Origin of the sequence: Arthrobacter sp. 35W, assembly GCF_000482545.1 — a bacterium.
Classification (GTDB): domain Bacteria; phylum Actinomycetota; class Actinomycetes; order Actinomycetales; family Micrococcaceae; genus Specibacter.
The window spans coordinates 240,537-253,249 of the sequence record NZ_KI519454.1 but is presented as its reverse complement, the minus strand read 5'-3'; the positions used below and the strand labels follow the sequence as shown (position 1 = coordinate 253,249).

The 12,713-nt window shown below is 70.4% G+C and carries 6 protein-coding genes; all 6 read right to left on the bottom strand.

Going from position 1 to position 12,713, the window contains the following annotated elements; all coding sequences use genetic code 11:
- Positions 1 to 236 precede the first annotated feature (236 nt).
- Positions 237 to 2,984, bottom strand: coding sequence for a helix-turn-helix domain-containing protein (locus K254_RS0101140; protein ID WP_035748839.1), 2,748 nt, complete (start codon positions 2,982 to 2,984; stop codon positions 237 to 239).
- Complete coding sequence (locus K254_RS0101135; RefSeq protein WP_155848411.1) at positions 2,977 to 5,727, bottom strand: helix-turn-helix transcriptional regulator; 2,751 nt, start codon at positions 5,725 to 5,727, stop codon at positions 2,977 to 2,979. The genes K254_RS0101140 and K254_RS0101135 overlap by 8 nt, the downstream gene beginning before the upstream one ends.
- Before the next feature lie 176 nt (positions 5,728 to 5,903).
- Positions 5,904 to 8,678, bottom strand: coding sequence for a helix-turn-helix transcriptional regulator (locus tag K254_RS0101130; protein ID WP_026553839.1), 2,775 nt, complete (start codon positions 8,676 to 8,678; stop codon positions 5,904 to 5,906).
- Entirely contained in the window at positions 8,671 to 11,409 is a 2,739-nt protein-coding gene (locus K254_RS0101125; protein ID WP_155848410.1) for a LuxR C-terminal-related transcriptional regulator, read from the bottom strand. Before K254_RS0101125 ends, K254_RS0101130 begins: the two co-directional genes overlap by 8 nt.
- 115 nt (positions 11,410 to 11,524) lie before the next feature.
- The gene (gene pth, locus K254_RS0101120) at positions 11,525 to 12,109 is read right to left on the bottom strand and encodes an aminoacyl-tRNA hydrolase (RefSeq protein ID WP_026553837.1); all 585 of its coding nucleotides are present in this window, start codon (positions 12,107 to 12,109) and stop codon (positions 11,525 to 11,527) included.
- A gap of 11 nt (positions 12,110 to 12,120) precedes the next feature.
- Entirely contained in the window at positions 12,121 to 12,684 is a 564-nt protein-coding gene (locus K254_RS0101115) for a 50S ribosomal protein L25/general stress protein Ctc (protein ID WP_026553836.1), read from the bottom strand.
- Positions 12,685 to 12,713: the final 29 nt, after the last annotated feature.

Here is a 12,713-nt window from a genome sequence, read left to right as displayed (position 1 = left end):
CATTCGGCCGGCGGCGTGGGGTGGTGCATGACGCGGATGGGGCGTGACGCGGAGTGAGGTGGGGCCTGACGCGGGTGGGAAGCAGCCACACCGTCCGGGCATGCTGCGCACACCGCAGCCGGCTCCCCCACCGACGTCGAACACTTGCATCAGGGACAGGGTTCCCCTCCCAGGACGCGTCTCCTATTGCGTCATGGAAGGGGAACTGCGTCCCGGGCCGCTTTTGGAAGTGGGGGCTAGGCCTGCCAGGGGTCGTAGGCTGCCTTGGCGAGCTCGTCGCGGTGGGCGATGCCCAGCTTGGCGAACATCCTGTAGAGGTGCCCCTCCACGGTGCGCAGCGACAGTGAAAGTTCGACGGCGATGTCCCGGTTGCTGGCGCCGTCGTGGACCATCCGGGCGATCTCCGCCTCGCGGCGGGTCAGCTTGGCGGCCGCGGGGCCATCGTTTCCGGTGGATGCCGCACCGAGATGCCCCAGGGCTGCGTTGCGGCGTTTGAGCGCCCTTGCGGCGTCGTGGATCCGGCCCCTGTCCCCACGCCGTTCCAGGATGGCCACCGCCGCAGCGGCGCACTGGGCGGCCGGCAGGTCCCGCCCCTGGCTTGCGGCCACCTCGCTGAGCTTGACCAGTGCTGCGGCATCGCGGCGGACGAGCGCCGTGCCGAAATCCAGGGAGAACTCGGCGGCGCGGCCCTCGCTCAGCGCCGCGGCCTCGGCCAACCGGGCGGCCGCCGCCGGCTTCCCGGCATGGATGGCCAGGGTCAGGATCTCCATCTCGACCCCGAGGGCGCCGAGGCCGGAGGCCTCCGCGGCCAGCTCCAGCAATTTGGCGCCTTCGCCGCCGCCACCGGGGAGGGAAGCCCGGGCCGCGGAGGCATAGGCACGCGACAACAGGGAGGTCAGCATCCCCCGCGCCGGGCAGCAGGCGTGGAAGGCCTGCACATAGTTGGCTGCCGTTTCGCCCCGGCCCAGCGCCGACGCCGCATACGCTGCGGCGGCCAGGGCCATCGGCAGATCATTGCCGGGGTCCGACTCGCGCAGCCCCTCCACGGCGGCCGAGAGCATTCCCAGCGCGGAGGCGACACCGCCCTGCACCAGCTCGCCGAGCCCCTGGGCAAGGTGGAAGGCACCGCCATAGTAGAGCAGCGAGGCCCGCTGGCCGTCGATGAAGTCCGCCAGAAACGCTGCCCGCACCTCAAATTCGCCGGCATTCAACAGCGCCAGCAGATAGCGCCGCAGCAGGTACTCGCTGCTCTCGGACAACCCCTCCGGATCGGCATCGAAGAGCTCACGGGCATCATTGAGCACTTGCACGGCGGAGAGGGGCCGTCCGGTGACGGCCAGCACCTCCCCGAGCAGGGCGCCGGCCATCACCCGGTTGGCCGGATTGTCGTGGGCCTGCGCCCACAGGGAGTGCAGCTCGTCTTCTGTCGCCAGGTAGCGCCCCTGGGCATGTTCGCCTTGGATGGCCAGCAGCCGTGCGCCCACCTCGTGGCGGGCCGCCTGCGCGCCGTCCATCGCCCCGGCTGCCTGCAGCCTGGCGATGGCGGCCGTCCAGTCCTGGACCACCTGGGCAACGCCGTTCGCGCCCGCCCCGGACCGCACGGCCAGCTGGCCGCGCAGCAGCGCGGCGGATCGGACGACGTCGGCGTGCTGGTCCTCCTCCACGATCAGGGACAGGGCGCCCAGGGCAGACCTGTCATCGCCGCGGCACAGCAGCGCCCGCGCCAATTCCACCCTGGCGGCCCCGCGGAGCGCCGGGTCGCTGATGGCCTGGGTCGCCGCTTCGACGAAGTCCGGCAGAAACAGCCGGTTGGCGACGCCGGCGGCGGCGAGGATGTCCTCATCGGGCACCTGGACACCCCATTCAAGCGCCCACTGGACGTAGCGGAGCAGGGCGCCGGTGGTGGCCGGGCGGCTGTGCAGATTCGCGATGATCTGCCGGCGGATGGACAGGCTCCGCGCCGTGGGGACCAGGGCGCGGATGACCTCGCCCACCAGGGGCTGCAGGATGCGCACCGTCCGCTCGGCATCCGAGTCCACGCGCACCAGCTGTGCCTCCTCCAACTCGTCGACGGCGGTGCTGGAGGCAGTGCGCTGCAGCACCGAGAGCTCGATGGATTCGGCCAGGGCGATGGTTTCCAAGGCTTCGCGCTGCAGGGGGGTCAGGGCCATGATCTGGTTGCGGACCAGCTCCATCAGGCGCGGGGTGTATCCCGTGGGCTCGGCCACCAGCAGCCACAACTCGTTGCGCTGCAGCAGGGCGCCGGTGGTGCGGGCCTGTTCGATGAGTTCGCGGAGGTAGAGCGGATTTCCGCCCGCCGCCCGGCCCAGCACGGCGGCGGTGCTGGGCATCACCGCGCCGCCAAGGAGCAGCCGGCACAGGTGCTCGGCCGATGCCGGGGCCAAGGGTTCCAGGACCACCCGCTCCAGAAGGCCATCGGCCGACATCTGGACAAGCTCCGACGGCGGGGCCGGGAACGGCCGGCACAAAAAGATGGTCTTGGCCGCACCTGCGGCCGCCACCGCCGCAATGGCCATGGCACTGCTGTCATCCAGATGCTGGGCGTCGTCGATGACCACCACCGCCGGGCCGCCGGCATCCCCGGTGCCGCGCAGCGTGGCCATCAGGGCGCGCACCACCGCCGTCGGCGCCCCCGTCATGCCAGGGGTGAGCGAGGTCAGCAGCGGTGCGAGGGCGCCGTACGGGACGGAGGCGAGCACCGGCGAGGCGTAGACGTGGAATGGCCGGATCCGGCCCCCCGCCTGGGCCACCACCTCCCGGGCCAGGGCCGTCTTGCCCAGGCCGGCCTCGCCGAGCACCAGTGCACCATGGCTGTCGGGGTCCAGCAGGGTGGCAAGCACCGCAGCGGCGGCCTCCTCCCGGCCAACCAGCGGCACCGGCGGTGCACCACGCAGTGCCTCGACCAGCGCCTCGTCCTCGTTCCGTGCCTCGACGCCGGTGTCGATGGCGGTGGTTTCACTCATTGCTGGGCCTCCCTGCCAGGCCGAGCGCGAAGGACAACTCCGAGCGGTCGGCAATGCGCAATTTGGAAAAAATTTGGTACAGGTGGCCCTCGACGGTCCGCACGGAGATGTGCAGGGCCCGGGCAATGTCCTTGTTGGCGGTGCCGCCGGCAGCCAGCGCACCGATCTGGGCCTCCCGGCGCGTCAGCGGCTGCATCGCGGCCATCGAGGGGTTCACGGCGCCGGTCCGGCGGCGGCTGGTTTCCACCAGCGTCTTGAACCGGCGCACCCGGCCCTTGTCCAGCCGGCCGGCGGCAAGCTCAAGGGCGGCGGTCCCCGCGTCGATGGCAAAGCCATCGTCGCCCACCTGGGCGGCGAGCGCAGCCGCCTCGGCCAGCACGGCCGGGTCCTGGTCGATGGTTCCCTGGGCATAGAGGGCGCAGGCCTGGGCATAGGCGCCGTCGTACTCCCGGGCCGCAGCCAGCAGGGCCGGGGCCGATGCCGCATGGCCCAGCCGGACGGCCAAAGACAGCGAAATCACCGCGCAGCTGTTCCGGCCGGCCGCGGTGTCCTGGGCGGCCAGCTCGACAAGCTGGGCCGCGGCGTCGTCGGTGTCCGCCACCCGGCCCTGGGCCAGCAGGGCAAAATAGGTGCCAAGGCGCTCCACCATCCACGGGGCGGCGGCGGACCCGGCGGACTCCATGTACCGGGCCCGCGCCGCGTAGTGGACCTGTGCCTCCTGCACCCGGCCCGCCATGGCGCTGGCATGCGCTGCGGCGCCGTAGGCCAGCCCCAGCGCCCCGCCGTAGTCCTGCAGCTGCAGCTGGCCGATGGCGGGGACCAGCAGTGCCAGGGCCTCGTGCCCCCACCCCCGCATGGCCACCAGCACGGCCTGGGCCAGTTCGCTGGAGTTGTAGAGGTCGAACAGCGAGGCGGTGTCCAGGGACTCATCATCCCGGCGGGCCAGGGCATCGGCCGCATCCCAGCGGCCCGCCAGCAGGTAGACGTAGAAGATCCTCCCGTGCGCCGCCAGCACCAGCTCGACGGGCACCTGGGGGGCGGTGTAGCGGGCGGTGAGCGAATCGGCCAGTGCCGCAGCCTCCACGGCCGATCCCCGCTCGGCCAGGAACTGGCACAGGTAGCTGCCCGCCTCGAGCCGGAACCGGGGCCGGTGCGCAGCGGTGTCGGCAAAGGCGTCCCGCAGCCTCTCCACCACGTCTGCTCCGGGCTCCCCCATCCAGGCGGCGGCTCCGGCCTCGGCCAGCAGCAGCGCCTCCCGCAGCGGAGCGGCATCGGAGCCCTGCGGAACCACCGAAGGATCGTCCTTGGATGGGTAGAGCTCGGCGCGGACCTTTTCCAGGTTGGTCCGCACCGCCGGCCATCCGCTCCTAGTGGCCAGCAGCACCGCACTCTCCGCAAGCACCACCCCCACCCACTCGGCCAGGCTCGGCTCGGGGCGGCGGGCCGTGCCGGCACCGCGGAGCAGGGCCAGGGCCGTGCTGAAATCACCCAGCGTGGACAGCGCACGGACCCGCTCCACCAGCATGACGGCGGGGGCCGGGTTTGTGGGCGAGGCATCCAGCAGCCGCAGCGCCAGCCGGGCATTCAGATGGTCGTTGGCCCGGTGGGCGGCGGCCAGGGCAATCTCCGGCGCCAGCTCGGCCCCGCATTCCAGCGTCCACCGTGCGCACAGGACGTCCACGCTGGCCGGGTCCGTGCCGCTCTGGCGGCCAAGGACGTTCTCCGGCGTCCGGCCCGCTGCAAGCACCTGCCGGCGCAACTCGTCGCTGCGGCCCTCGGGAACGTGGGCGCGGACGGCCGCGGCCAACAGGAAGCTGTGCATCCGCACCCGTCCGCCGCCGTCCATGCTCAGCAGCCCCGCATCCTCCAGGGCGTCAACGTCCTCGGCAGCTGCCACGGACAGCAGCGTGGCCAGCGGCAGGGTTCCGGCGAGCGCCACCATCTCCACGATGCGGCGCTGGGCGGTGTCCAGGCGGCCCAGGGTGGTGGCGAACAGGTCCACCGCGAGCGCGCTGTTGCGCACATTCTCCTCGGCGAGGACCCAGACGCCATCGCGCTGGATGAGCGCATCCGCCTCCCGGAGCGCGTTGGCCAGCGTCCGCAGGAAGAGCGGGTTTCCGCCGCTGGCGGTCCAGAGGATCCGTCCGGCCTGGCGCGAAATCCGCCCGCCGAGCCCCTCCTGCATCCAGGCGACGGCCTCGGTGAAACCCAGGGGTGCGACGGCGATTTCGTGCAGCAGGGCGTCCTTGGCAAGATCGGCCAGGTCCCGGGGCAGATGGGCGACGTCGGTGCAGGTCGCCAGCAGCCGGGCGGTGCCCGCACGGGCCAACTGGACCAGGACCGCAGCGGACAGCTCATCCAGCTCGCCGGCGTTGTCGATGTACAGGCAGATGTCCCGGCCCTGGGCCCGCTCCGCCAGGAGCCCCATCAGGCCCGACAGGACATGGACGGGGTGTTCCAGGCTCTGGGGTTCCAGTTCGCTCAGCAGCACCGTCAGTGCCCCGTACTCCTGGCCCGCCAGTGCGGGGCTGACCCGCAGCCCCAGCACCAGCACGTCTGTGCGCAATTGCTTCAGGGCCGCGTTGGCGAGGTACGTCTTGCCGACGCCGGAGGGGCCGGTGAGCAGCACCCCCGCGGCCCCCGGTGCCGTCGGGCCCGGTTGGGGGCCGCGCAGCTGCGAGGCTATCTGCCCCACCACTGCGGCAGGACCGGTATAGGGCCACTGCACGGTTGCGGTGTTCACCGCAACCGCCCTGCCCACATCTGTATACAGACGAGTATCAACATGACTGAGACCTTTGGGTTCATGCTTCTGGCTGTGCCCCCACAGTAAACAGCCGCCCAATGCCTCCGCACGAGTAGGTGGTACTCGTTTTTTGCTGAGTACCCTACGTGCTTCTACTCCTGCGTACCCTCAGATCAGTCCTCGCTCCCTTGGAATTCCATGGCTCCGGCCAGTTCTGCCCGGGAGGTGATGCCCAGTTTCGTGTAGCAGCGGTACAGATGCCCCTCCACTGTGCGCACGGAAAGATGGAGGGCTGCGGCGATCTCCTTGTCCCCCAGACCCTCCAGAACCAGGGCGGCAACCTCGCGTTCGCGCCGGGTGAGCAGCACCCCCGGCTGGCGGGCGCCCTCCTGGACGCCGTCGTCGTCCTCCCCCGTGCCCGTACGGCACTGGGCCAGCAGTTCGCGCACCCTCGGGATGAGTTCGCGGTCATGGTTGCGGCCCATCATCCCCAGCGCCGTGTCGTAGCAATGTGCTGCGTTGGCGAACATGGTCGCCTCGCGCAGGGCGTCGCCGGCGCGCAGCAGATGCGTCACATCGGGGCTGCGCAGCGCCCAGCCGTACTTGGCCAAGGCAGCGGCCCAGGGCCCCTCGGTGCCGGCGGCGAGCGCCGTGAAACGCTCCAGCCGGCTCCTATCGCCCAGCGACACGGCCAGCTCCAGGGCATGCAGTTCCAGGAACCGGGTCTGGCCGGCGGCCGCGGCATCGGCGCTGGCCAGCAGGGCGGCGGTCCCGGTGCCGTCGCGGCGCAGCAGTTCCGTGCCGGCGTTGAAGAAGTCCCCGGCAATGGCGGCCACCAGGTGGATGCCCGCGTTGCCCCCGTCCAGATACTCGCCGGCCAGTTCGTGGGCCTTCTCCGCATCCCCCAGCGCGGCCGCCGTGTAGTAGGCCAGCGCGCCGCACAGGGGCAGCATGTGCTCCGGGTCGCTGTCATGCAGCGCTTCCAGCCCGGCCAGCAGCACCGGCAGCGCGCGGTGCAGATTGCCCTGCCGCACGGCCACGTAGCCGATGCCCACGTGGATGGCGCCGCTGAAGGACACCATGGCCAGCCCCGAGGTGAGGAAGTAGTCATCCATCAGCTCCTCGGCCTGCCCCCACTCCCCCGCGGCGAGGCAGCAGGTGAGCAGGCGGACCAGAATGAACTCCGGCAGGAAGAAGACATCGTGCCCCTCGGGCTGGACGATGGCAAAGGCCGCCTCGGCCTCGGCCTTCCCGGCCAGGGGCCGCCCCACGGCGCACAGCCGCTCCGCTTCCAGGGCCAGCAGCATGGCCCGGGTGAGCAGCAGCCCGGGCCCGGACTCCAGCGGCTCCGCGGCCCGGATCTCCGCGGACAGGGCGCCCATGGCCGCATATTCCCCCACCATGGACGCCGCCAGCAGGTCCAGGACCGTGCTGCGGGCAGTGGTCTCCGCCAGCACCGCTGCGGCATCGTCCGCCCGCCCCGCGGCCAGGCTGCGCTCGCTTTCATGCCTGCCCCAGGCCCGCAGCGCCGCCGCATCGGCGGCAACATCCACCCCGGGGTGCCCCAGCGCCGTCCGGGTTGCCGCCCGCAGCAGGCTGCCCAGCATCATTTCCCCGACGTCGGCGGACTCGGCGCCCACTGGCTCCAGCAGCACCGCCGCCTGGGCATAGTTCCCCATGTTGAAATGGGCCCGAGCCATGACGGCGGCCGTGCGGCTGTGCAGCGCCGGATCCTGCACGGCCGCACCGATCCGCAGCGCGGCGTCGTTTTGAAAGATCTTGCAGGCCAGCACCGCCGCGCGCATCAGCAGCTCATCGGCCACGGGGGTGCCGCAGTCCAAGGACCAGATCACAAAGCGCAGCAGTGATTCCGGTTCATCCAGACTCAGGGGCGCGGTGGACAGGAAGCGCCTGTGCAGCTCCATGGAGGCTGTCACAGGGATGCTCTGGCGCAGCACATCGCCGTACAGGGGATTGAGCAGACGCAAGGTGTGCCCACTGGGGCCCCCGCGGCCCACCAGCCGTTCCACCAGAAGCTCATCCAGCGGCCCCTCGCCCAGGAGCGCGGCAACCTGGGCCTGTTCCACAGGCTCGGCCAGGGCGATCAGATTCAGCATCTCGCGCGCCCCCGCGCTGAGCCGGCGCAGCTGCATGCCCACCACTTCGCCCAGCTCCAGACGCTGTCCGGCATAGCCGGCCGGCGTCAACAGCCAGACACCATTGCGGTGCACCAGCACGCCGTCGAGCCGGTATTCGTGCAGCAGGGTCTTGACCATCAGGGGGTTTCCGCCCGTGGCGGCCCACAGGCTGCGGCTGGCGCTGGCCACCACGGTGCCGCCGAGCAACGCCGTGCAGAGCTCATGGACCTGGGCCGGGCCCAGGGGCTGGAGGTCGAACTTTTCGGCCCAGCCCTCGTCCCACAGCCTCGCCAGTGCACCGGGCAGCCCAGGATGCGGCTTGGCCGTGGCGATGACGGTGGCCCAGCCGGCGCGGACCAGCTCGGTGATGATCTCCGCCGAGGCATTGTCCAGCACATGGGCATCATCGAGCAGCAGCAGCACCGGGCCCTCCTGGGTCCGCTGCGCCTGGAGCCGATCCCAGATGGCCCGCAGCACCACAACCTGCGAGGAGACGCTGGGGACCTTGATGCCGCCCAGAAAGGGGGCCAGTGCGCCATAGGGGACGGCCTCCAGCGCCGGGCTGGCATGGATGCTGAGCACCGTGGCCTCGTCCGCATACCGCTCGGCCAGGCGGTTCAACAGCGCCGTGGCGCCAAACCCATAGCCCCCGACGATGAAGACCGCCCGGCAGTCGCCGCCGGCCACGGCGTTCTCAATGGCGGGCAGCACGCCGTCGTGGTCGATCCACAGATCGGCACCGTCCAAAGGGAACAGCTCCCCCCTGCCGATATGGGAGGCATCTGGGGCAGTGGACGGCGGCTCAGACATGCACGGGTCCTTCAAGGTCGGCGCGGGAGGAAATCCCCAACTTGGTGAAAATTTGGTACAGGTGCCCCTCCACGGTGCGCACCGAGACATCCAACGCGGCGGCCATCTCCCGGTTGCTCAGCCCCTGGCTGGCCATCTTGGCGATCTGCCGCTCCCGGCCGGTGAGCTCCGGGCCATGGGTGTGGGGGGCCAGCGGCAGCAGCGGCAGCCGCTCCGTCAGCTCATCGAGCCGCTGCTGCGCGGACCTGGCCAGCGTGGAGCTGTGGCGTTCCCGGGCGATGTCCGTGGCCAGCACCAGCGCCCGGGATTCGACGGCGTCCAGGCCCAGCCCGCGGGCCGTCTCCGCCGCCTCCAGCAGGGTGGGAACATCCTTGGTCCGGCTGCCGATGGCCGTGAGCACATTGATCCGCGCCATGGAGCCCTGGCGTTGGGCGCTGATCGATTCCAACAGCGCGAATTCCTCATCGGTCCCATGGACTGTGGCACCGAACAGGCTGGTGGACGCCGCCGTCAGCCGGCCCTGGGCCAGATCCTCCCGGGCGGATTCAATGAGTTTCTGTTTGGCGCCCGGCTCCTGCAGCCAGCGCCGGGCCATCAGATTGCAGAATTTCGCCATCGAGCCCACCACCCATTCCGCCGGCGTACCGCCGGACTCGGCCAGATCCAGGTGGCGGCGCGCGGCGGCGGCGTCGTCCAGCTGGGCGTAGGCGAACGCCAGGGCCGAATGCACCAGCACCGGATCCACCAGTGATCCGCGCGCCTCCTGCTGGGCCCTGGCCCCCATCAGGAGCCCCAGCGCCAGGGAGCCGTGGCCGGCATAGGTGTAGGCCACCCCGAGGGCCAGTTCGGTGGCGCCGCCGACATAGTCCATGGCCGAGCCGGCCTCCTCCAACACGCGCCGCAGCATCACCGTACAGGCCCGCCAGTCGCCGGAGAACAGCAGGCCCAGGTACATGCCCTGCTGGACCTCGGCGGCCATCGCCAGCCGCAGGTCCGCCTCCCGGGCCGCGGCCAGCACCTCCTTGGCCAGCACGACGGCGTCGAGCTCCTGTCCGGTCATGGCCCAGACAATGGACAGCAATGCTCCGCAGTTGAGCCGGAAGGATTCCGCCGCGCCGGTGCGGTGGGCGTCCTCCAGCGGGGTGCGGGCCGCGGCAAAATCACCGGCGTGGACCATCGCGGCGAATCTGGCCAGCCGCAGCTGGTCCGCACCTTCGCCCAGATCCTCGTCGTCGTCCGAGCTCAGCGCCAGGGCGGACATGTGCTCCTCCGCGCCGCCGAGCACCTCGGCAATCCGGGCCTCGCCGCCTGGCAGGCGGACCAGCACCCGGCACAGATCCACCATGTAGGAGCCGTACTCCGCGGCCGTCAAGGCATCCAGCTGCCCGGCGGTGGCCTCCTGCAGGGCGGCCAGCGCAAGCGCCGGATTGGACTGGGCGATGTGGGCCTTGGCGCGCAACTGGGCGGCAGCCACCCACTCGGGTTCACTGGTGGACACCAACTGGGCGCATTTGAGGGCCAGCTCCGGATCAAAGAGGTCCATGGCGGACCGGGCGGCGGCCAGGGCGATGCCCGGCTCCACCGGCACGCCGCCGTCCAGGCTCCACAGGGCGAAACTGAGGACGTCCTCGCGCTCCAGACGCCCGGGGTCCGGGCCGACGGCGGAGGAGATCCGCTGGTAGACATCCCGCCGCCGGTCCTCGTTCATCCAGCCGCGCAGCACCTCGCCCAAATAGGCATCAGCCAATTCCACCCAATGCCGGCCATCGCGCTCGATGGCCAGGTAGCCGGCCGACTCAAGCTCCGTGACGACGTCGGGCCCCCACAGCTCCACGAGCACGGCCAGCGGTGTGCGGCGCAGCATGGCCAGGTGCTCCAATGCCTCGCGCACCGCCTTGCTTTCCAGGGCGAGACGGGCGCGGACCACCTCCGACAGGGTCTGGGCCGAATCCACACTCACGCGGCCCTTCAGCGCCCAGACATTGCCCTGCAGCTGCAGATTCCCGGACCGCAGCTGCTCGGCCACCAGCGCCTGGAGCACCAGCGGATTCCCCCGGCTGGCCGCGTGGAGGGTGCTGACTGCCGTGGCCGACACGACCTGGCCCAGGGTGCCGGTGAGCAGCTCCAGCACCTCATCCCGGCTGAATTCCTCCAGATGGACCTGGCGCATCAAATGGTCCTTGAGCCGCCAGGCCAGGTCCTCGGGAAGGTCGGCCACGTGGCGCACCAGCACAAGCACACTGGCCGTTCCACTGAGCATCAGGTGCATCAGGACGGCCGTGCTCATATTGTCCATGGCGGGCATGTCATCGACCACCACGACAATGGAGCGTCCCTGCGCGTCCTCGAGGATCAGGTCCGACAGATGGCTCACGATGGCGCCGGGCGAACTCGCGGCGGCGGCGGGCATGCGGGCCAGGAGGAAATCGAACTGCCCGAAGGGGACGGCGTCGCTGGTGCGCTTGCCGTACAGATGCAGAAAGTGGGTTCCGCGGCCCAGCCGGCGCTCGACGGCGCGGGCCAGGGCGGTCTTGCCGGTTCCGGCGGCGCCGCTGACAACGACGCCTTCAACCCCGTTGTTTTCGAGCAGGGCCGCCACCGATTCAACCACGTCCTGGCGGACGACCGAGGACCAGGCGCGCCGGGCCGCGGCGCCCATGGGACGTGCCTCGCCGGCCCCCTCTGCAGGGGTGGGGTGGCCGTTGGTCCACCCTGTTCGGGGCTCGCTCATCTAACACCCCCGGACCCGGTCAAGTGGCTGATTGTGCGTAGCCTTCACCATACAGCGCAGCCGGGACCCAGTGCAGCAAATCATGTGGGCTGCGACACATATGACGGGTGTGCCTTTAGCGGGTCTGCCCGTGGAATTTCTGCTGGGCGGCGACCAGCGAATCGGTGATGAGCAGCTCCGTCGCATCGGCGGCGTCGCCGATCAGGAACGGCAGCTCCTTGGCCTCCGTGGAGGAAAAATCCTTCAACACGTGGTCCGCCGCGTCCTGGCGGCCGGGCGGGCGCCCGACGCCGACACGGACACGGTAGTAGTCCTTGGTGCCGAGCGTTTTGGAGATGTCGCGCAGGCCATTGTGTCCGCCCTCGCCGCCGCCAAGCTTGAGCTTGATGGTGTCGAAGGGAATGTCGATCTCGTCATGGACGGCCACCACATGGTCCGCCTCGATGTCGAAGAACTTGGCCAGGGCCGCCGTCGGGCCGCCCGTGAGGTTCATGAAGGTCAGCGACTTCGCCAGGATCAGCTTGGGGCCGCCAATGCCCAGCCGGCCCTCGGCCACCAGGGCCCGGGCCTTGTGGCTCTTAAAGGAGGAGCCCACGCGCGATGCCAGCTCCTCGACCACCATGTAGCCAATATTGTGTCTGTTGCGGCTGTAGCCGGGCCCGGGGTTCCCGAGCCCGACTACAAGCCAGGTGTTGCTCATGAAGGCGAAGACTACTCTGCAGCAGCTTCTTCGGGCGCGGCAGCAGCCTCGTTGAAGTTCACGATCAGGGTCTCGGCGTCGGCCAGCAGGGTGGAGCCGGTCGGCAGAACCAGGTCGGAAGCGTGGATGCGCTCGCCGGCCTTGCGGCCCTCGATGGAAACCTCAACGTGCACCGGCACGTGGGTGGCCTCGGCCTCGAGGGAGATGTGGTTGGCTTCCTGGCTCACAACGGTGCCGGAAGCAGCTTCGCCCACGAGGACGACGGGGATCTCAACGGTGACCTTCTCGCCCTTGACGACGGTCAGCAGGTCGATGTGCTCGATGATCTGCAGCAGCGGGTCGCGCTGGATGTCCTTGACCAGGGCGAGGTGCTCTTCGCCGGCAACGTTCAGGGTCAGCAGGGCGTTGGAGGCACGCACGGCGCGGGTGGTCTCGCGCTCCGGCAGAACGATGTGGATGGGCTCTTCGCCGTGGCCGTAGATGACGGCGGGGATCTGGGAGGCGCGGCGGGCACGGCGGGCAGCGCCCTTGCCGAATTCGGTGCGCAGTTCTGCGGCAAGCTTGATTTCAGTCATGAAAAAACTCCTTCGTGGGTGATGGTCAG